Source organism: Ancylobacter sp. Lp-2, from assembly GCF_020523795.1.
Classification (GTDB): Bacteria; Pseudomonadota; Alphaproteobacteria; order Rhizobiales; family Xanthobacteraceae; genus Ancylobacter.
On the sequence record NZ_JAJALI010000001.1, the window covers coordinates 89652 to 107919 of the forward strand.

At 61.3% G+C, this 18268-nt stretch carries 17 protein-coding genes and 3 pseudogenes; 4 read left to right on the forward strand and 16 right to left on the reverse strand.

Annotated elements, in window-relative coordinates; all coding sequences use genetic code 11:
* Positions 1 to 598: 598 nt before the first annotated feature.
* From LGR54_RS00415 to LGR54_RS00435, 5 genes and pseudogenes are all read right to left on the reverse strand, one after another.
* Positions 599 to 1449 (reverse strand): annotated as a pseudogene (locus tag LGR54_RS00415) (IS3 family transposase); the annotation flags it as partial.
* Positions 1430 to 2113 (reverse strand): annotated as a pseudogene (gene trbB / locus LGR54_RS00420) (P-type conjugative transfer ATPase TrbB); the annotation flags it as partial. The pseudogenes LGR54_RS00415 and trbB, both read right to left, overlap by 20 nt.
* 169 nt (positions 2114 to 2282) lie before the next feature.
* On the reverse strand, positions 2283 to 2720 hold the full coding sequence (locus LGR54_RS00425; RefSeq protein ID WP_230360017.1) for a CopG family transcriptional regulator: 438 nt from the start codon (positions 2718 to 2720) through the stop codon (positions 2283 to 2285).
* A 10-nt stretch (positions 2721 to 2730) separates the two neighbouring features.
* Positions 2731 to 4719: a conjugal transfer protein TraG gene (locus LGR54_RS00430; protein ID WP_230360018.1), complete on the reverse strand. Its 1989-nt coding sequence runs from the start codon at positions 4717 to 4719 to the stop codon at positions 2731 to 2733.
* A gap of 116 nt (positions 4720 to 4835) precedes the next feature.
* Positions 4836 to 5129: a DNA -binding domain-containing protein gene (locus LGR54_RS00435; RefSeq protein ID WP_230360019.1), complete on the reverse strand. Its 294-nt coding sequence runs from the start codon at positions 5127 to 5129 to the stop codon at positions 4836 to 4838.
* Positions 5130 to 5337: 208 nt separating this feature from the next.
* On the opposite strand from LGR54_RS00435, the gene LGR54_RS00440 reads away from it, so the two are divergent.
* Positions 5338 to 5559: a helix-turn-helix domain-containing protein gene (locus LGR54_RS00440; protein WP_230360020.1), complete on the forward strand. Its 222-nt coding sequence runs from the start codon at positions 5338 to 5340 to the stop codon at positions 5557 to 5559.
* On the opposite strand, the gene LGR54_RS00445 is transcribed toward LGR54_RS00440, so the two are convergent.
* Genes LGR54_RS00445 through LGR54_RS00465 form a run of 5 tightly spaced genes read right to left on the reverse strand, consistent with a single transcriptional unit; the run spans position 5542 to position 11011 of the window.
* Positions 5542 to 6504: a LysR family transcriptional regulator gene (locus LGR54_RS00445; RefSeq protein WP_370638100.1), complete on the reverse strand. Its 963-nt coding sequence runs from the start codon at positions 6502 to 6504 to the stop codon at positions 5542 to 5544. The two genes, LGR54_RS00440 and LGR54_RS00445, sit on opposite strands and share 18 nt — an antisense overlap.
* Positions 6501 to 7892 carry an efflux transporter outer membrane subunit gene (locus LGR54_RS00450; protein ID WP_230360022.1) on the reverse strand — a complete coding sequence of 464 codons (1392 nt, stop codon included), beginning with the start codon at positions 7890 to 7892 and terminating at the stop codon, positions 6501 to 6503. Before LGR54_RS00450 ends, LGR54_RS00445 begins: the two co-directional genes overlap by 4 nt.
* Positions 7889 to 8785: an efflux RND transporter periplasmic adaptor subunit gene (locus LGR54_RS00455; protein ID WP_230360023.1), complete on the reverse strand. Its 897-nt coding sequence runs from the start codon at positions 8783 to 8785 to the stop codon at positions 7889 to 7891. The genes LGR54_RS00450 and LGR54_RS00455 overlap by 4 nt, the downstream gene beginning before the upstream one ends.
* Complete coding sequence (locus LGR54_RS00460) at positions 8782 to 8997, reverse strand: DUF1656 domain-containing protein (protein WP_230360024.1); 216 nt, start codon at positions 8995 to 8997, stop codon at positions 8782 to 8784. Before LGR54_RS00460 ends, LGR54_RS00455 begins: the two co-directional genes overlap by 4 nt.
* Positions 8987 to 11011 carry an FUSC family protein gene (locus LGR54_RS00465; RefSeq protein WP_230360025.1) on the reverse strand — a complete coding sequence of 675 codons (2025 nt, stop codon included), beginning with the start codon at positions 11009 to 11011 and terminating at the stop codon, positions 8987 to 8989. Before LGR54_RS00465 ends, LGR54_RS00460 begins: the two co-directional genes overlap by 11 nt.
* Before the next feature lie 168 nt (positions 11012 to 11179).
* On the opposite strand from LGR54_RS00465, the gene LGR54_RS00470 reads away from it, so the two are divergent.
* Complete coding sequence (locus tag LGR54_RS00470) at positions 11180 to 12001, forward strand: helix-turn-helix domain-containing protein (protein WP_230360026.1); 822 nt, start codon at positions 11180 to 11182, stop codon at positions 11999 to 12001.
* An 82-nt stretch (positions 12002 to 12083) separates the two neighbouring features.
* Here LGR54_RS00470 and LGR54_RS00475 read toward each other — a convergent pair whose 3' ends face one another.
* Together LGR54_RS00475 and LGR54_RS00480 are read right to left on the reverse strand one after the other, a co-directional pair.
* Complete coding sequence (locus tag LGR54_RS00475; RefSeq protein WP_230360027.1) at positions 12084 to 12845, reverse strand: SDR family oxidoreductase; 762 nt, start codon at positions 12843 to 12845, stop codon at positions 12084 to 12086.
* A 69-nt stretch (positions 12846 to 12914) separates the two neighbouring features.
* On the reverse strand, positions 12915 to 14096 hold the full coding sequence (locus tag LGR54_RS00480; RefSeq protein WP_230360028.1) for an MFS transporter: 1182 nt from the start codon (positions 14094 to 14096) through the stop codon (positions 12915 to 12917).
* A gap of 136 nt (positions 14097 to 14232) precedes the next feature.
* Here LGR54_RS00480 and LGR54_RS00485 point away from each other — a divergent pair, with 136 nt between their 5' ends.
* Positions 14233 to 15162, forward strand: coding sequence for a LysR substrate-binding domain-containing protein (locus LGR54_RS00485; RefSeq protein WP_230360029.1), 930 nt, complete (start codon positions 14233 to 14235; stop codon positions 15160 to 15162).
* 6 nt (positions 15163 to 15168) lie between these two features.
* On the opposite strand, the pseudogene LGR54_RS00490 reads toward LGR54_RS00485, so the two are convergent.
* The 4 genes and pseudogenes from LGR54_RS00490 to LGR54_RS00505 form a co-directional block, all read right to left on the reverse strand.
* A pseudogene (locus LGR54_RS00490) lies at positions 15169 to 15414 on the reverse strand (DUF3363 domain-containing protein); the annotation flags it as partial.
* Between the two features lie 42 nt (positions 15415 to 15456).
* Positions 15457 to 16296 carry an MBL fold metallo-hydrolase gene (locus tag LGR54_RS00495; protein ID WP_230360030.1) on the reverse strand — a complete coding sequence of 280 codons (840 nt, stop codon included), beginning with the start codon at positions 16294 to 16296 and terminating at the stop codon, positions 15457 to 15459.
* Between the two features lie 21 nt (positions 16297 to 16317).
* A complete protein-coding gene (locus tag LGR54_RS00500; protein ID WP_230360031.1) occupies positions 16318 to 16644 on the reverse strand; it encodes a hypothetical protein in 327 nt (108 codons plus the stop codon).
* A 6-nt stretch (positions 16645 to 16650) separates the two neighbouring features.
* A complete protein-coding gene (locus LGR54_RS00505) occupies positions 16651 to 17196 on the reverse strand; it encodes a sugar ABC transporter (protein ID WP_230360032.1) in 546 nt (181 codons plus the stop codon).
* A 167-nt stretch (positions 17197 to 17363) separates the two neighbouring features.
* On the opposite strand from LGR54_RS00505, the gene LGR54_RS00510 reads away from it, so the two are divergent.
* Complete coding sequence (locus tag LGR54_RS00510) at positions 17364 to 18263, forward strand: LysR substrate-binding domain-containing protein (protein ID WP_230360033.1); 900 nt, start codon at positions 17364 to 17366, stop codon at positions 18261 to 18263.
* Positions 18264 to 18268 lie beyond the last annotated feature (5 nt).

Below are 18268 nucleotides of genomic sequence, written 5' to 3' on the forward strand. Positions count from 1 at the left end.
TAAATCTATTAGCGTTGATGAAGTCGTGAGAGGACATAGATATTATTTATGGAATGATTTATGCCGTCAACTCTGAGTTTCCGATTGTTAGCGGACGAATCTTTAGTTGTAAAGTGGATTCGGATACGTGGAAGCGAAAATGATTTCGATCAAGAAAAAAGCTGAAGTTATATTGGTAATGATTCGATTGTTGATTCAATTCGATTTGATTGTAGCTAAGAGGGGCGGCTCCCTGTGATGGGCTGACATTGCATCTTTCACGGAGTCGACTAATTATTAGTCCGTCCGCCTGGTCACAGCCTTGTCACGAACCTGCAATTTTCGTTTGTCCGTGAGGAAATGGAATGCGAATATTTTCAAGGTGTGTGTTACGGGAAATCACAGCCCCTATGTGGCGTATGCGAGAGGCAATCGCTTCCTCGGCAGTGAGGGCAGTTTATCGAGAAGACGTTGCACCTGAGCGCTTGGATCATGCATGGATCAGTAGCGGCCGCAGAAGGCGCAGCGCCAGCGCTACACAATGACTGCATGGAAGGCAGCGCCCTAAGAACACCGTCGGCCAGCTTGGCCTGCCCCGATTGAGTGCTCCGGTTTCAATCTAATGCATGGTCGGCTTCACGGCCACGCTTGACGGCGGCATGATAGTAACCGGCGCTGGCGGCTTGTAGCCGAGCGAAGAGTGCGGGCGCCTGGTGTTGTAGTGCTGGCGCCAGCTCTCGATGACAGTCTTCGCCTCGGCGAGGCTGTAGAAGATCTCACCGTCCAGAAGCTCGTCACGGAGCTTCGCGTTGAAGCTCTCGCAATAGCCATTTTCCCACGGCAAGCCCGGCTCGATGAAGGCCGTCTTCGCTCCGACGGCTGCGATCCAGTCCCTAACCGCTTTGGCGACGAACTCGGGGCCATTGTCTGAACGCACATGACCCGGCACGCCGCGCAGGATGAAGAGGTCCGAGAGGACGTCGATGACATCGGTCGACCTGAGCCGCCTATCGATGCGGATCACCAGGCATTCCCGGGTGAACTCGTCGATCACGTCGGCGCAAACGCGGAGCGTTTGTCGCGAGCATGCGGAACTTCCGGCCGTTGTGGGTGCGGTCCTCGACAAAGTCATAGGACCAGACGTGGTTGGGATGCTCTGGCCGCAGCCGCACGCAAGATCCGTCGTTCAGCCAGAGACGCCCCTTCTTCGGCTGCCGCTGAGGCACTTTGAGCCCCTCTCGCCGCCAGATCCGCTCGACGCGCTTGACGTTCACTGCCCAGCCGGCGGCATGCAGCAACGCTGTGATCCGCCGATGGCCGTAGTGCCCATATTGGGTGGCGAGCTCGACGATATCAGCCGTCAACGCCGCTTCGTCGGCTCGCCCCATTGGCTGCTTTCGCTGTGTCGAACGCGGCTTCGCAAGGATGCTGCCCCAGAACCCGGCATGCCAATCGCTCCGAAACCCGGAGCTTCGGGGCGCAGGCGCAAGCTGGAGCGAACGAGATCCGACAGGGACGCCACGCCATCCTTGGTGCGCATGGCAACGAGGTTCGGCGCGGCGCATTGCAGTTCACGCGTGTCCTCGATGATGACGACGCGATCGGAGGTCTTCGCCACTTCGGCCAAGAGGGCATTGGTCAGCGTCGTCTTGCCGGTGGACGTCCCGCCTGCCACGAGGATGTTGGCGCGGGACGCGACGCCTGCACGCAGCGTCTCGGCTTGGCGCGCGGACATGATCCTGGCCTGGACGTAATCGTCGAGCGTGAACACGGCGACTGCGGGCTTACGGATGGCGAAGGCCGGCGCCGCCACCACGGGCGGCAGCAGGCCCTCGAACCTCTCTCCTGTCTCCGGCAGTTCGGCCGAGACACGCGGAGCGCCGGCATGAACCTCGGCGCCGACATGGTGCGCGACCAGGCGCACGATCCGCTCCCCATCGGCGGGTGACAGTCGCTCGCCGGTGTCGGACAGTCCTTCGGAAAGTCGGTCGATCCAGATGCGCCCGTCCGGGTTCAGCATCACCTCGACGACGGCGGCGTCTTCGAGGAACCGGGCGATGGCCGGGCCGAGCGCGGTGCGCAGCATCCGCGCGCCCCGCGCCAAGCCTTCCGATTTGTGATGTGCAACGGCCATCTGATCCCCGTGTCCGCCGGGGAGACATCAGACGGTCCCCGGACGGGGATAATTAAAAGAGCCGGAAATTAGGCTGATTCAACAAGTATCTAACACCCGGCGGCCATAGCGAAGAAACGGCGGTAATCGGCGGGATTGAATACTTCCGCCGGTGGCCACTGGACTTCGGCTATTCTGGATCGGCGGCCCCGTCACGGCGTGAGTCGATGTCGCGCGACAGGTCTTTGAGGAACCGATCGCCTGTCGCAAGCCGCCGGCCCAGGGATTGCAGGAAGCCCTCGAACCGTTCTGCACCCTTGGCTCTCGCCGCCGCCTGCGCGCTGTCAGGCAGTGGCGGTGTGACGGTCAGCCAGAAGCGAATGAACAGCGACAGCGTTTCGCCGATAATGGCGACATCCTCGTCCAGCCCGTCGATCTGGCGACTGATCTTGTCCATGCGCCGGGCGAACACCGCCTCCAGCCGCTCCGACGCGTCGGCCGACAGGAACGACGCCACGGCCGCTTCTATCACGGCGGATTTGGAGATGTTGCGGCGAAGCGCCAGCGCCTCGACCTTCTTTAGAAGCTCCGGCTCGAAATAGACGTTCATGCGGGTCTTGGTCTGCATGGCCGTCACCTCAAAGCTCGATGCCGTCGGCAGGGTCCATCGTTGCCTGCCGGGCGACGGACGTGACCTGCTGACGAAGGCTGCGCGCCTTGGCGGCGTCCACGTCGGGTTCGTCGTCCAACACGTCGAACTCGTGCCCGGCGGGACGTTCCTGCTGCGCGATCTCCTCATGTTCGGGCAATTCCGGTTCGCGGCGGATGCCGGCGTTTGCCGGATCAGTGCGCGCGCCCGCGGCGCTGCCCTGCGCCGCGCTTGCCGATGCAAGGGGGATCGTCAACGCTGACCAGTCGTCGGCCGGCGGCGTCGATCGCTTCGGACTCGCTGGCTTTGGCGGCGGGAGAAGCCGCTCCCTGAACCGGGCATCCTCGTAGTAGCGTGCCTTCTTCGCCCGGACCGGCGGCACGCCCGCGACCAGCAGCAATTCGTCGGTTGGCGGAAGCTGCATCACCTCGCCGGTCGTGAGCAGCGGCCGGGCCGTCTCCTGCCGTGAGACCATGAGATGCCCCAGCCAGGGCGACAGCCGATGGCCGGCATAGTTGGTGGAATCGCGCATTTCGGTCGCGGTGCCAAGCGCATCCGACACGCGCTTGGCGGTCCGCTCGTCATTGGTGGCGAAGGCGACGCGCACATGACAGTTGTCGAGCACGCTGTTGTTTGCGCCATAAGCCTTCTCGATCTGATTGAGGCTCTGCGCGATCAGAAAGCTCTTGATGCCGTAGCCCGCCATGAACGCCAGGGCGCTCTCGAAGAAGTCGAGCCGGCCGAGCGCCGGAAACTCGTCCAGCATCAGCAAGAGCCGATGACGATTGGCGGATGTGTTGAGATCTTCGGTCAGGCGGCGACCGACCTGATTGAGAAGAAGACGGATGAGCGGTTTGGTGCGGTTGATGTCGGACGGCGGCACCACGAGGTAAAGGCTGACGGGCCGCTCTCCCGACACCAGATCGGCAATGCGCCAATCGCAGCGCGCCGTTACTTTCGCCACCACGGGATCGCGATAAAGCCCGAGGAATGACATCGCGGTGGAAAGCACGCCCGAGCGTTCGTTGTCGGACTTGTTCAGCAGCTCGCGCGCCGATGACGCGATAACGGGATGAATGCCGGCCTCGCCGAGATGCGGGGTGTTCATCATGGCGCGCAATGTCGCCTCGACGGGGCGCTTCGGATCGGAGAGGAAGTTGGCGACGCCGGCGAGCGTCTTGTCGGCTTCCGCATAGAGGACGTGAAGGATCGCGCCGACTAGTAGCGAATGGCTGGTCTTTTCCCAGTGATTCCGCTTGTCGAGCGCGCCTTCTGGATCGACCAAAATGTCGGCGATATTCTGCACGTCGCGGACTTCCTTATCGCCGCGCCGTACCTCCAGCAGCGGATTGTAAGCCGATGATGCGGGATTGGTCGGATCGAACAGCAGCGTCCGGCCGTGACGCGAGCGGAAGCCTGCCGTCAGCCCCCAGTTCTCTCCCTTGATGTCGTGAATGATGGTGCTGCCGGGCCAGGTCAGTAGCGTTGGAACGACGAGACCAACGCCCTTGCCGCTCCGCGTCGGCGCGAAGCACAACACATGCTCCGGCCCGTCATGGCGCAGATAGTCGCGATCAAGCCGGCCGAGCACCACGCCGTCCGGGCCGAGCAACCTGGCCGCCCTGATCTCCTCCGGCTCCGCCCATCGCGCCGAACCGTAGGTCGCGACGTTCTTCGCCTGCCGCGCCCGAACAAGAGAAAGTCCGATGGCGACGGCGATGGAGATGAAGCCGCCGGAGGCAGCGATGATCGCCCCCTCGACGAAGATGGAGGGAGCATAGGCGTCGTAGAAATACCACCACCAGAAGAAGGCGGGCGGATAGTGGATCGGCCAGCCCACCACGATGAACCATGGTTCGCCGAGTTGAGCCTGAAAGCCGAGCCGCCAAGCCGTCCATTGCGTCGCCGTCCATGTGGTTAGAAGGACGATGGTGAAAACGACGGCGACCTGGCCCCAAAGGATCTGACCTCCACGCATACAAGCTCCGATCGGCAAGAGAGACGGAGCCGATCAGAGAATAGCCGTTCCGGCGATAGGCAACAGAAAATCCGACAGGTCGGGGTTTCGGATACTATAGCGAAGAAAAAGGATGGTCAGTTCCTAGTTGATCGCGCTTCGGCCGTCGCTTGCTCCAGTATCCTGAGGTAGCCGGTCTTGGTCATCCAGTGCGCGCGCTCAAGATGGCTTTGCCAACAAAGGCGCGCGTGTTCGTCGGATGGGTCACGGTGCAGCACGATTTGCGCCACCTCCTGCCAGTCGGCACCGTCCGCCGCAGCGTCAAGCAGGCGCAGATAGGTGACGAAGTGTCTCTCGTCGTAGATCGTGACCTCCGGCTCGGTGGGGGCCAGATCGTCTACATCGGGATCGAGTTCGGGGCGCACACGCATTCGTCGGTTCTCCTTTCGGCACCGCGACGGCGTTCACGCTTTAACTCAAATCGCTCTGGAATACGAGCGACCGGCCCCGCGCATTTCCTCTAGCGCGGCAAGCAAAGCGTCGGCGGCAGACAATAACTGTCCGGCTTTTATCACGCCATACGGCGAATAGGAACGATCATTCCTGGAATGATCGTTCCGACGCAGGCTCCTGTCAAGCATGGACCTGAAAGAGATCATGGCGATCAATCTGCGTCGGATGCGTCATGACAGAGGCATGACGCAGGAAGAACTGGCTGATCACGCTGGCCTGAGCGCGCGCTATATCGGCGCCATCGAGCGTGCGGACGTATCTGCGAGCGTCACGGTGCTGGGGCAGATTGCCGAAGCGCTTGGCGTGGAACCGGGTGAGCTTTTGAAGTGGTCAGCCGGATCGCGCTGACTTCGCCATGTCAGCCGCGAGATCGAGCAGGTTCCTGAGCGCGGCGTTTCGGTTATGCGGCGACCAGATCGCGCTGAACCTAGCCTGTTCGGTTTCGTCGGCAATCGGGCGGAAAGCGATGCCGGGAAATGGGACGCCGCTAGCGGCTTCCGTCGTCAAGGTGATCCCATCGCCCGAAGCCACTAGATGCATCAGCGTATCACGGCCGACATCGCAACGCTGAACCTTCGGAATCTGGCCGCGCTCGGTGACGCGGCGCACCACATGGTCGAACATCTGCGGTCCTGAAGCTCCTTGCCGGGCGAGGAAAACTTCTGTTGCCAGATCGTCCCATGTGACGCATGTAGCGACCGCGAGAGGATGATCGGCCGCAAGCGCGGCGACGATCGGCTCCCGCCACAAGTCGCGTGAATGACAGTCGGGCGGCGCTGGCGTGTTGACGACGAAGGCCACGTCGAGCTTGCCGTCGCGGACGAGGCTGATCGTCTCGACGGATTTCCTCTCGGTGATGATCTGCTCGATACCGGGATAGGCAGATCTATACCGCTGGCGCAGATCGGTGAGGAAGCCGGAGGCGATCGACGTATGCAGGCCGATGGCGAGTTTCCCTTCGACCCCGACCGCGAGTGCCCCCGCCATCTGGATGGCATGATCGAGATGGTCGATTCCGACCGACACCTCGGCGACGAAGCGGCGTCCGGCTTCGGTCAGCCGGACGCCGCGATGCCGGCGCTCGAACAGGAGGACGCCCAGCGTCTCCTCCAACGCCTTGATCCGTGTGCTAACGCTCGACTGTGTTGTGCCAAGGACATTTGCGGCATGACGAAAGTTCAGAAGTTCGGCAACAGCCAATGTGTGTCGTAAAGACACCAACGGAATTCGAGGTCCAAACCAATCGGGATCTTGGCGCATCAGATGCTTATTCGATGCTTTTCTTCGCCTCATTCCCACCCTCCGCCTAAGGCCAGGAAAAGGTCGATCTGACGATCCACCAGTTCGGCTCGCGCGACTGACAGGCTTGCCTGTGTCTGCGCATAGTCCGTTTGGGCATTCAACACATCCAAAAGTGGTGTTTGGCCCAATCGTCTCGATTTTTCGGCGTAACGACTGGCTTTTTCAGCGGCTTCGGCCGCCGATTGGAGATCATTCAGGCGATCACGGGCACGACCGTAGGCAGAAAGGGCTGTCTCTGTATGTTGGAGGGCGTTGAGTACGGACCCATCAAAATTTGCGAGCGCAGCGTCCGCGTCAGCACCCGCCCGCTCAATGCGAGCGTGTACTGCCTTCCTATTTGGGAAGGACCACGAGATCAACGGGCCTATACTGAACCCAAACGAAGACGGCGCCAACAATCCGCCTAACGGGCCTGCCGTCCCCGCTGTTCCTCCGATGTTGACCTTCGGATAAAGCTCGGCCTCTTCGATTCCGATATTTGCTGTTGCCGCAGCCAGCATTCGCTCGGCCATCCTGATGTCAGGACGGCGTTTGATCAAAGCTGCCCCATCGCCAACCGGGATCGGCCGCATAATCGACGGGGCCTTGTCGCAAGTCTCAATTTCCTTTGGGTATTGGGACGGCGCTCGCCCCATAAGCGCAGCCAGTTCCAACAGAGCCGCCTGCCTTTCGGCGATAATCTGCGGTATCAAAGCACTACTATTGTAGGCGGCCGCACGGGCGCGTTCCACTTCCATTCGGGAGCCGAGTCCGCCTTGGGCCAGTCGCGTCGAAACCGCGAGCGCTTCCTGCCGGGTCTCGGCGACACGACGTGCGGCCATCAATCCTATGTTCGCTGTGCAGACTCGCGCATAGCTGCGCGTCACGGCGGCTGCGACGACGACACGCACCTGATCGCGGGCGGCAAGCGTTGCTTCGGCTTGCGCGCCGGTGGCCTCGATCCCCCGACGGATGCTCCCAGCCAGATCGAGAGAGTAGCTAAGCTCCAATCCGAGCGAATAGCTGAGCGATGCGGGCAAGTCGCTGGTCGGTCCTGCGACACGCGAACCGAGCGCTTGACCGCTCACGCCACTGCTCAAGCTCCTCGCAGCCTCAGCCTCGCGAACGATCGCCGTGGCGCGACGGAGGTTCGCCTCCGCCACCCGTAGATCGGTGTTGGCCTTCAGGGCCTCCTCGACATATGAGTCGAGCCTCGGGTCGCCATAGAGGCGCCACCAGCGAGGCGGCAGTTTTTCCTGGCTTACTGTCGCACCACTTCCGAGAAATGGCGCGGCGGCGTCAGGACGTTCCGCCATGGCGTTGCGCGGCACATGATAGTTCGGCCCCGCGACGCAACTCGCAAGCAAAGGGGCGGACAGGAAGGGGAGCGCGCGCTTCACGGCCGTTCCCCCGTCGCGGGTTCGCCAATCGCGGGGGTGATCTCGACCGTTGCCGTCATACCCGCCGCGAGTTCGACACCGGTCGGTACCCGATCGATGTGGATGCGCACCGGGATGCGCTGGGCAAGACGGACCCAAGAAAATGTGGCTGCGACACTGGGCAGGCCGAGATGACCGGGCGCGTCGTTGCTGTTGTCGATTCCCCGGCCGGTGCTATCGACATGGCCAGATACAGGCTGATCAAAGCCCATCAACATGATCCGTGCAGGGTCACCAACGCGAATCTGTCGTATTTTGGTCTCCTCGAAATAGCCGGTGATCCAGAAGCTGGCGGCGTCTAGGACAGCGACTTTCGTCACACCAGCCGTAGCGTAATCGCCGGGCCGAAGCCTCAGATTGGTGACGTAGCCGTCGACCGGGGCGCGGACAGTCGAGCGGGCAAGATTGAGTTTGGCCAGATCGAGCGCCACCACCGCTGACTGATAGGCGGCGCTGGCAACCGCAGCAGCGCCGCTCGATTGCTGAGCCGCCTCCTGGGAGACGACGTCCTTGAGCTGGCTGTGCCGCCGCGCTGTTGCCTGACGAACGATCAGATCCTGGCGCTTCGCTTCAACCTCAGCCTCAGCCAACGACACTGCCAACCTGAGCCGCTCGGGGTCTATCTCGTAAAGGATATCGCCCCGACGCACATATTGATTATCAACCACGGAAACTGCGCTGACCGTGCCGGAGACTTCCGGCGCGATCTGCACGACATCGACGCCAACTCGCCCGTCGCGGGTCCAAGGCGTTCGCTCGTAATGGCTCCACGCCTTTAGCGCGATAAAGGCGGAGACGGCGACGAGGCAAAGGGTCAGAGCATAGCGCCCAAGCAGGGATAGAACAGGTTTCAAGGGAGGAGTCCGATCGATGGCAGGTACTGCACGAGCAGACCGTAGATGATGACGAACGTGGCGAGCTCGACGAGCGGCCGATAAGCGAACAGGCGATGGAGGCTAGCGGCGGCGAACAACCGGAGCACCGCCATGGTGACGATCAGCGCGATAAACGCGAGCACCACCAGGCCGGGGATGAGGACGCCTCCGAGATTGAGATCAACGATCATAGGTCGTGGTCCTCCCGTCTGCCGGAAAGCCGAGCGCGAACCGCAGGTCGGTGAGCAGGTCGACAATCCGCAGTCGCTTCCTGAGAGCGCTGCCCGCCATCTTCCCGATCAGGGTCTCAATGCGCTGATCGAGATCGAGAAGGTCGGCGGGTGTTAACGGCTTTCTGCCGCCGAAGCGCTTGGCGATCACGGATAGAAGCTCGCTCAGTTCGACGCCGGCGTCGCCCTTGATCTGCGGGATCGTCTTGCGAAGCTGTCCGGCGGCATGCCCGATACGAAGATGGTGCAGCGTATCGTCGAGCACATCCGGATAGGTTTTGCCGGTCAGCCGCAACCTTGGCAGCAACAAAGCTGTCCGATCGATCATCAGACTCGTCCAGCGCGCTTCGTTGGGCGCAACGCCGAGCGCGCGCCGCCCGACATCCCGGCGGCTCAAGCGAAGCACGCGGTTGATCGCCCCGTCGACCGGCACGGTCTGGAACAGAGACATACTCACCGCGCCGAAGCCGACCGCAGCAAACAGCGCGATCACACTGTTGAGTGAGGTGGCGAAATCGCCGGTGTAGTAAGGGCCGAGCGCCGAGAGGATCGGAATGGTTAGCGTGATGCCGAGTGCCATGAAGGTCGTCGGCAGGCGTGCCTGCAGCGAACCGGCAAACAGGAAGGCCGGAGCGAGCACTGCGACAAGAATCCGAAAGTCCGTGACCTGGGGCAGGATGACGAAGCTGTAGACGAGGCTGATCACGACCCCGTAGATCGAGCCGACGATATATTTGACGACAAAGGGCACAGGCGCGTCGAAATTGCCGAACAGGGTACAGCACACGCCGAGAATAGAGACGGCCATTCCCCCCTCAGGCCAAGCTGACCAGATCCAGAAGGCGCACCCGATGAGGATGCCGGCGATGGCGCCAAGCGCTGCGCGACCCGCCATCCAGGGATCGCGGTGATACACATAGCCCTTCGCCCGCTTCGGCCCATGAAGCGACGCCGTGTCGTGCAGGCGCCCGCTCGCCGCGATGATCCGTCCAAGCCTATCGCAGTCCTGCAGCAGACCAATCATCTCGGCCAGATGGCCGGCGAGGTTGGCCGCAAGCCTGTCGCCGGGCGTCGCGGCGTCTGCGCTAAAATGCTTCTGGACGGACCGCGCGTGTCCGATCAGTTCGGCTGCGCCAGCCTCCCGGTCTTCCGGCTCGACGCTCGCAACCCAGGCCCCGACGTCACCTATCAAGGCGACGAGTTCATCAGGCGTATCTGCGTCCCCTATGCCAAGGGCGTGAACCCGGTCTTCGATCTCTGCTGCAAGCGATATCAAGCGGGCGAGCCGATCATGGATGAGTCGCAGTATCTGGCGTGGTGGCGTTGGCACCGGATCATAGGGCAGATGCGTCGCAAGCCCCTCGAGTACGAGCAGGTCCGCTGCGAGTTGGTGACGGTCGAGCTGGCTTTCTCCCGGCGTTCCGCTCAGGGCATCGCCCACCAGCCGACGGGCGTCCCGCAGCGTCGTCGACAGCTTGCCCGTGAACTGGCCCGTCATGGGTTTCGGCAGGACGTAGCGATGGATTAGGACTGCGCACAGAATCCCTATCGAGATTTCCTGGACGCGCAACGATGCCGTCTCGAAAACCGAGCCTGGATCGAGCACGCTCGGGAACCCGATCAGGCTCGCAGTATAGCCGGCAAGAACGAAGGCATAGGCTCGTGGCGTGCGATCGAGCAGCGAGAAAAACAGGCACAGGCCGATCCAGCCCGCGAGCACGATGCTGCACAGCATCGGATCGTTCACGAAATTCGGGACGATCGCGACTGTTGCTATGGCGCCGACGAGCGTTCCGGCAAAGCGATAGACCCCCCGGCTGAATGACGCCCCGGCGGAGGTCTGCGAGACAATGTAGACGGTAATGATCGCCCAGAACGGCTTGGGAAGCCCGATCCGCAGCGAAACATAGTAGGCCAGCATCGCTGCGGCGAAACTTTTCGCCGAAAACAGGATCGCATCCGCATCCGCCTTCATGGTGGGCGTGCGCAGGAAGCTCGTTCTAGCTTTAAACCGGGCTGCAACGGTCTTGCTTGAGGGGGTGATTATGGGCTCCGTAGTGTTCATTCCGCCAGTTGTGATCGATTTGCAAAAGCATTTAAATTCGTTATTGTGACATAAAATATCTAAAAACGGTCATTTATCATGTCTGTGTTGCGATCTGCTGTTTCCGTTTTTGATCCTGACCTCACCCTTCTGCCTGCGGTCGCCCACAAGCTCGACTTCGCGGACCATGAGTCGGAAGTGCCTCTGCACGTCCATCGCAAAGGTCAGTTGATCCTCGCTCTGCATGGAGCCGTCACCTGCACTGCGGGCAACGAAATCTGGATAGTACCCCCCAATTGCGGGGTCTGGATTCCCGGTGGCGTGCCACACAGCGCGCGCGCGACCGCGAACGCCCGGCTCAACTATCTGTTTGTCGAACCGGATGCTGCGAATCTGCCCGAAACCAGTTGCACGCTATCGGTCTCCCCCATGATCCGCGAGATGGTCGATCGGCTTGCCGGCGAGGGCGCGGACTATCTCGCCGACAGCCACGCCGCCCGCATCGCGCGTGTGATCCTCGACGAACTTGCACAGATGCCGCGTGAGCGGTTCAATCTTCCTATCTCCGGCCATCCGAAGATCCGGGCGATAGCGGACGCTCTGGCGATCGAGCCTTCGGACCGCAGTACGTTGAGCGATTGGGCGAACCGGGTTGCGATGAGCGAGCGGTCGCTGGCGCGCCTGTTGATCCATGAGACGGGACTGACGTTCGGGCGCTGGCGGCAGCAACTCCACCTCGTCGTCGCGCTACGCGAATTGGCCAGCGGCGAGACGGTGCAGAATGTCGCTGCCGAACTGGGATACGAATCGGTCAACGCGTTCATCACGATGTTCAAGAAGGCTCTGGGCACCACGCCGGCGCAATATTTTTCGCAACGCAATGCACTGGCTCAGCCATATCAGAAATCAAGCGACGATTGATCTTTCCGCGCTCATCAAGCTACTTCGACTATGGCGGCACGCCTGTCGAATTGCTGGCATGCTCCACCCAAAAGTCCTTCGCCTATTTGCCGCCAGTAACGTCCAGGAATGTGCCGGTGATAAAGGAAGCTTCCTCGCTCGCCAGCCACAGGATTGCGCGCGCGACCTCTTCGGGCTGGCCACCCCTTCCCATCGGGATCGTGTCCCTGACCCGATCCACCCGTCCTGGCTCTCCGCCACTGGCGTGCATCTCGGTATAGATGTGGCCGGGACGAATGCAGCAGACGCGTATGCCCTCCCGCGCCACTTCCTTTGAGAAGCCGATGGTGAATGTTTCGAGGGCACCTTTCGAAGCGGCGTAGTCGACATATTCGTTCGGGCTGCCTAGCCGGGCCGATGCAGACGAGATGTTGATCACGACACCACCCCGCCCGTTGTGGCGGGTGGACATCCGCCTGACCGCCTGCTGGGCGCAGAGCATCGGGCCGATCGCGTTGACCGCGAATATCCGTTGCATGCGCTCGAAGCCGAGATTTTCTAGCCGGGATTGCTGCGCAATGATCCCCGCATTGTTCACCAGCACATCGATTCGGCCAAATTCCCGGTCGATCGTGGAGAAAAGCCGGATGATTTGTTCGGGGTCGGCACTGTCTGCGCGCACGGCCAAAGCCCGGTGCCCGGCTGCTTCCACATCGGCTGTGACCGCATGAGCGGCGGCCTCATTGGAAACAAACGTGATGACGACATCATAGCCTTTGGCCGCGGCAAGCCGCGCAGTCGCAGCACCCACGCCACGGCTTCCTCCGGTTATCAACATCAGGGGGGGCTGCGAAACGGTATTCATTCTCCGGCCTTTCTCAGGGGATTGAATGAGGCCAGCCAGGAGCCGACCGTTTATTGGGTTTCAGATTGGCTATGCGACAGTTGTAACCTCGGCTGTCCGGCTGCGCAGATGGGGGCCAAGTGCCAGGACAAGCGGAATGATCAAAACGGCGGTGGCGGCCGCCGAGAGAACGCCGACCGTTCGGCTGCTGTGATCGGCGATAGCCCCATAAAGGATCGGGGCGAGACCACCGGAGCCGATAACACTCGTATAGAAGATCGCGAAAGCCCGGCCTGTATCGCCGTCCGACAGCTCAGGCACGGTGCCGTAGAGCACGGACGATGTGCCGTTGAGAACAATGCCGAGCAGCGGCAGCAGGATGAGCGTCAAGGGCAGCGGCGTGAACAGCGTCGTGACGATCAGCGAAGCTGTCACGGCCTCGGCCATCATCACGGTCCTGACGACGCCCAGCCGCTCTCCAAGGTCACCGAAAACTGCTTTCCCGAACGCTCCACCGATAAACAGCAGGGCAAGTGCGATGCCGACTGTTGGCAACCCGCCACCCCGTCCCTGAACAAGAAAAGGAAGAAACAGCAGATATCCCATGCGGGTGGCGGTATCGAAGCCGCCGATCGCCGTGAGAACACGAAAGCCGCCGCGTGGGCGGCTGATGGTCGCCTGTCTCACGCATTCTCTGCGGGCGGAAACGGGCGGTACCAGTCGAACCAGAGTAAAGATCAAAGCGGCTCCGAGCATCGCCATCATCCCGAGCACTGGTTGCCACGCCAGGGCTGTCAGCAGCAACGCGACAAGCGCCGGCAATACAGCCTTTCCAAGATCGCCCGCGAAATTATAGATACCCAAAGGACGTCGCGCGGCTTGCCCATAGCTTTCTGTGACTAGCAGGGAGGCGCGCGGGTGCTGAATGCTCGACCCGATGCCGGCCACAACGAGGCCGACGCAGAGCCCCGCCAGCCCAAATGGCAGAGCCATGATCACCAGCCCGGTCGCCGCGATGGTCGTCGAAAGGATCAGAGCGGCGCGGGCCGACCAGACGCGCAGAAGCCGATTGGCAGGGAGCTGAAGACCGCCCATGGTCGCGTAATAGAAGGCACGGATAACGGCAAGCGCCGCATAGGAAAGCCCGAACTGCGCCTGCCATACTGGCATGAAGGCATAGAGGGCATCCGTGTAACCATCATGCAGGGCATGTGTGAGACTGGCGCCGACAAGGCTACGCTTTTGACTATTCCATCGATTGCTGCGGGACATCTCTCACTGGTCTGCTCGGAGGGCTGATTGTCGTGCCGTGTCTGGCCATCTTCTTATTGGACGGTATACGTGTGAGCTTTCATCGACTAGTATGGATTTTCTCACACATAACGTTCGCTTTCCTCACGGGTTTAGCATGCGCCGTCTCCCCCCCTTGAATGCCCTGCGCATATTCGAAGTCGCTGCCCGGATGGGCAGCTATGCCGAGGCAGGAGTTGAACTTGGCCTTACCCATGGCGCGGTGAGCCGACAGATCGCCGCATTGGAAGGCTGGCTCGGTAAGAAGCTGTTCGTGCGGGATGGGCGCCGGATGGTTGCTACGCCAACGGCGAAAATCTTCGCCGCCGAGGTCGGCCTTTCATTCGACCGTCTGGCGGTCGCAGCAGAAGCCTGCGGCCGGCCGAACGCGCGCCGCATCCTGCGCGTGAGCGCCCCGACCAGCCTGGCGATGCGCTGGCTCATCCCTCGACTTGGGAGCTACCACGCCAATCACCCGCACATCGAAGTCGTCGTTACGACGGTGTCCTGTGTTCAGGAAGAATTGCGCGGTGGCGTGGATCTCTCGATCCGGCGTGGTGTGGTTAGGGAAGATATATGGCCCCAGCATCATGTCATTCCGGTTCTAGATGACGTGGATACGCTGATCATGAGCCCTGCCTTGTTTGCCAAGCGCCCGATCCTCAAGCCTGCGGACATTGAGGGGCATACGCTGCTTTCGAGTGAAACCCGTCCCGGCGATTGGTTGAACTGGCTTGAAGCGGCAAACCTCCAGCATCTGGCCGGCCTGCCGCGTCAGACATTCGACCACTTCTTCGTCGCCCGCCAGGCCGTGGAAGATGGGCTTGGCATCGGGATCGGCCCGCTTCCCATGCTGGATATCGACATCGCCAGCGGAAGTCTGATGACGCCTCTGCCTGACATCCGGGTTTCGAGAACGGGATATGTCGCGGTCATCCCCCAACAGGCCGATCCTGTAAGTCTGGTTCGTGGTTTCGTTGAATGGCTGATTGACGAGGCGTCCGGCGAAAACAAGGTCTACGCAGAAGGTCGTCACGCGGCGGAATAGCATTCCCTACAATCCCATTCCCCGCTGCCGTCCCAACTCCCACGACACCGTTCCGCCTTGGACTATCCCCATGACTTCCTTGCAGAGCTGGTGGCCGATGACCGGCCGCCACGGGAGAAACGTGAACTCGGGGGACTTCTCCACGATGGCGAGCTTGCCGCCTGAAAGCTGAAAGGTACCGGTGACGGTCTCGCCATCGGCCGCCATGCGGAACGGCAGCGCCTTACTTGCAGCAAGCTCATCACCGGTTCGGATCGCGGATACACGGACGATCAGACAACGGGTGCAACACGCTCATTCCTCATAAGCGACGCCATAGTTTTCGCCGTCTCGCTTGATGTGCGCAAAGCCGAGTTCGCCCAAGTGCATACCTGCGACTGGCAACCGATCGGAGCTTACGAGGTCCAGCAGCCGCGACCGTGTTTCGGCGGCGATATGTGCGTCCTGGTCGAACGCGATCGACACCTCCGGGCGCGGAACCTGAATTTGCGGGAAATGAACGATGTCGCCCCAAACCAGCAGGCTCTTGTCACCTGAATCGAGCCGATATCCGGTGTGCCCGGCGGTGTGGCCCGGAAGTGGAACCGCCGTCAGGCCGGGAAACACCTCACCAGCGCCAAAGGTGCGCAGCCTGTCGCGGTAACCCTCGAACGCCTGACGCGCCACGAGGAAGTTGCCACGTGCGCGCTCGGGCGCCCGGCTCAGATTGCCGTCGTCTTCCCAGAACGCGACTTCCCGATGGTGGACGACAAGCTCGGCATTCGGAAAGACGGCTTCCCCGGATGCATCCATTAAACCCCCGACATGATCGGGATGGGCATGGGTCAACAGGATTGCGTAGATTTCCGAAGGGTGAATGCCAGCGAGTAGCAGGTTGGTAGTTAATCGACCGCCCCATTGCTTGAAACCACCAGCGCCTGCATCGATCAGGATCGAGCGACCGCCTCCACGGACAAGGTAGCAGTTGATATGGATCGAGGTATGATCCGTTATCCCCGCATTTTCCTGCATACGGGCGGCATCGACCGGGTCGATATTCGCGAGGAAGTCGAAACTGGCGTGGAGATAGCCATCGCTGACTGCGGTGATTGTTAAGTCACCGATCTGTTGGCTGGGTAATGCGAAACTAGACATTGGTTTTCTCCTGGCATCCGCTCAGTTCCACGCGTGAATGCTCGACGCTTCATAGCCAAAGCAGCGGATGCGCGCGGTGAGGCCGGTATTGCGCTTGATGGCGTCGTCCAGCTCTTCCATGAACCGATCCATGACTGGCGGCGTCCGAAAAAGCTCAAGACGGTATTGGATTTCTGCAAAGGCGGGGTGTCCCCGGCCGTGCCGGACAGCGACATAGATGACATGCACATTCACCAGTGCAGCCCGGAGAATACCGGTGCAGAGTTCGGTGCATTGCTCGACGAGCTCTGCGAGGGCTTCGTCCGGCGGCATCCTGTCTGCCGGGATGTAGATCGTGACATTCGGCATTGGGGCCTACTGAGCCTTCCCGACAGCGGCGTCTCCGTCACGCGTCAACTGCGCCGTCATCGGTGCATAGACATGAACCCCTCCCGGCAGATGCTTGATGTCAGGCGTCTTGCCGCGCTCCACCTTGGCGAGCCAGCGCTGTTCCGGGAACTTCTCCATTGCGACCGCCTGCATCGCATAGGGGGTGAGGCCCAACCGGATCATAGGCTCGGGGCCTGTTGCGCTAAACGCCAGGTATTCGCCCTCACCAATGGCCGGCGCGCGCTCGACGCCGCCATAGAGGTTCCGGTGCCAGTCAGTGATGTGCTGCTGCCAGCGTGCAAAATTGCCGCCGCCCTTCTGGCGGTATTCCTCGCCCGTCAGAATATCAAGGCCGTCGATCGAGTGGACGGCGAGATAGACGGGGCAGCCACCGCTCAATGCCTTGAAACGCTGCGAGGTGTGGAAGCCGCTTACCGAAATCAGGGCTGGCAGCTTGTCCAGGCTGTAAAAGTCATTCCATTCCGCTTCGCTGCCGGAGTCGGCAAAGCTGCATTCGACCGTGTAGATCATTATTTCACCTTCGACCGGAAGTTTGTCCTTCCGGTCTTGTCTTTCGTTGATATTTTCTCATGATAAACTGCCAATCCATGCCTATATATCGACAATGGATCATGCTTCAGTGATCTAATATCAAGGTGGCGGCAGATCGAATGCCGAACCGCCCTGTCAGGATCGTCATGCGCCGCAAGATTCCCAGTAATTCCGCACTCATGGCGTTCGAGGCGTCGGCGCGTCATGGGAGCTTCGCCCGCGCGGCCGACGAACTGGCCCTGACCGAAGGCGCGATCAGCCGGCAGATAGGCCGGCTGGAAGCGTTCCTCGGCGTCACGCTGTTCGAGCGAGTCGGCAATCGCGTCCGGCTTTTACCGAATGGAGAGCGTTATGCGGTTCAGGTCCGCGAGACGCTCGACCGGCTGGAGCGTGACAGTCAATATCTGATGGGGCAGCCCAGCGACGGCGCGAGCCTCGACATCGCAATCCTGCCGACGTTCGCGACGCGTTGGCTCATCCCGCGTCTGAAGCCGTTCCAGGAGCGGCATCCGAATATCACCCTGCATCTTGCGGAACGGATGGAGCCATTCGTTCTCACAGGCAGCGGCTTCGACGCCGCCATCCATTTTGAGCATCCTGCTTGGACGGGGATGCGGACACACCGCTTGCTGCATGAGGTGCTAGTTCCGGTCTGCCATCCGGCGCTGATCAGGGGCCGAGACCCTGCGGCAGCCCTCGATGCACTGCCGCGGCTCCATCGCCGCCAGAACCCGGACGCCTGGCAACGCTATGCGGAAGAAACCGGGATCGTGCTGACCAATCCTGCGGTTGGTGCCCGTTACGATCTTCACTCCATGCAAATCGAAGCCGCGCTGGCCGGTCTCGGCGTTGCGCTGGTGCCGCGCCTCTATATCGAAACCGAGTTGGCGGAGGGGCGACTGGTCGCGCCTTGGCCCGACGGCATGTCGATATCCAAGACCTTTTCTCTCGTCCTGCCGGAGCCGATCCGGTTGAGTGAGGGGCCAATACAGGTGTTCGCGAACTGGCTTCTCAAGGAAGCTCGGTCGTCAAACCCAGTGTTATGATGCCG

What these genes read in the sequence shown, in the direction of transcription:
- LGR54_RS00470 (WP_230360026.1), top strand. Translation starts at nt 11,180, where the DNA reads ATGTCTGTGTTGCGATCTGCTGTTTCCGTTTTTGATCCTGACCTCACC.
- LGR54_RS00425 (WP_230360017.1), bottom strand. Translation starts at nt 2,720, where the DNA reads ATGCAGACCAAGACCCGCATGAACGTCTATTTCGAGCCGGAGCTTCTA.
- LGR54_RS00475 (WP_230360027.1), bottom strand. Translation starts at nt 12,845, where the DNA reads ATGAATACCGTTTCGCAGCCCCCCCTGATGTTGATAACCGGAGGAAGC.
- LGR54_RS00435 (WP_230360019.1), bottom strand. Translation starts at nt 5,129, where the DNA reads ATGCGTGTGCGCCCCGAACTCGATCCCGATGTAGACGATCTGGCCCCC.
- LGR54_RS00480 (WP_230360028.1), bottom strand. Translation starts at nt 14,096, where the DNA reads ATGTCCCGCAGCAATCGATGGAATAGTCAAAAGCGTAGCCTTGTCGGC.
- LGR54_RS00500 (WP_230360031.1), bottom strand. Translation starts at nt 16,644, where the DNA reads ATGCCGAATGTCACGATCTACATCCCGGCAGACAGGATGCCGCCGGAC.
- LGR54_RS00440 (WP_230360020.1), top strand. Translation starts at nt 5,338, where the DNA reads ATGGACCTGAAAGAGATCATGGCGATCAATCTGCGTCGGATGCGTCAT.
- LGR54_RS00505 (WP_230360032.1), bottom strand. Translation starts at nt 17,196, where the DNA reads ATGATCTACACGGTCGAATGCAGCTTTGCCGACTCCGGCAGCGAAGCG.
- LGR54_RS00445 (WP_370638100.1), bottom strand. Translation starts at nt 6,504, where the DNA reads ATGAGGCGAAGAAAAGCATCGAATAAGCATCTGATGCGCCAAGATCCC.
- LGR54_RS00465 (WP_230360025.1), bottom strand. Translation starts at nt 11,011, where the DNA reads ATGAAGGCGGATGCGGATGCGATCCTGTTTTCGGCGAAAAGTTTCGCC.
- LGR54_RS00495 (WP_230360030.1), bottom strand. Translation starts at nt 16,296, where the DNA reads ATGTCTAGTTTCGCATTACCCAGCCAACAGATCGGTGACTTAACAATC.
- LGR54_RS00485 (WP_230360029.1), top strand. Translation starts at nt 14,233, where the DNA reads ATGCGCCGTCTCCCCCCCTTGAATGCCCTGCGCATATTCGAAGTCGCT.
- LGR54_RS00510 (WP_230360033.1), top strand. Translation starts at nt 17,364, where the DNA reads ATGCGCCGCAAGATTCCCAGTAATTCCGCACTCATGGCGTTCGAGGCG.
- LGR54_RS00430 (WP_230360018.1), bottom strand. Translation starts at nt 4,719, where the DNA reads ATGCGTGGAGGTCAGATCCTTTGGGGCCAGGTCGCCGTCGTTTTCACC.
- LGR54_RS00460 (WP_230360024.1), bottom strand. Translation starts at nt 8,997, where the DNA reads ATGATCGTTGATCTCAATCTCGGAGGCGTCCTCATCCCCGGCCTGGTG.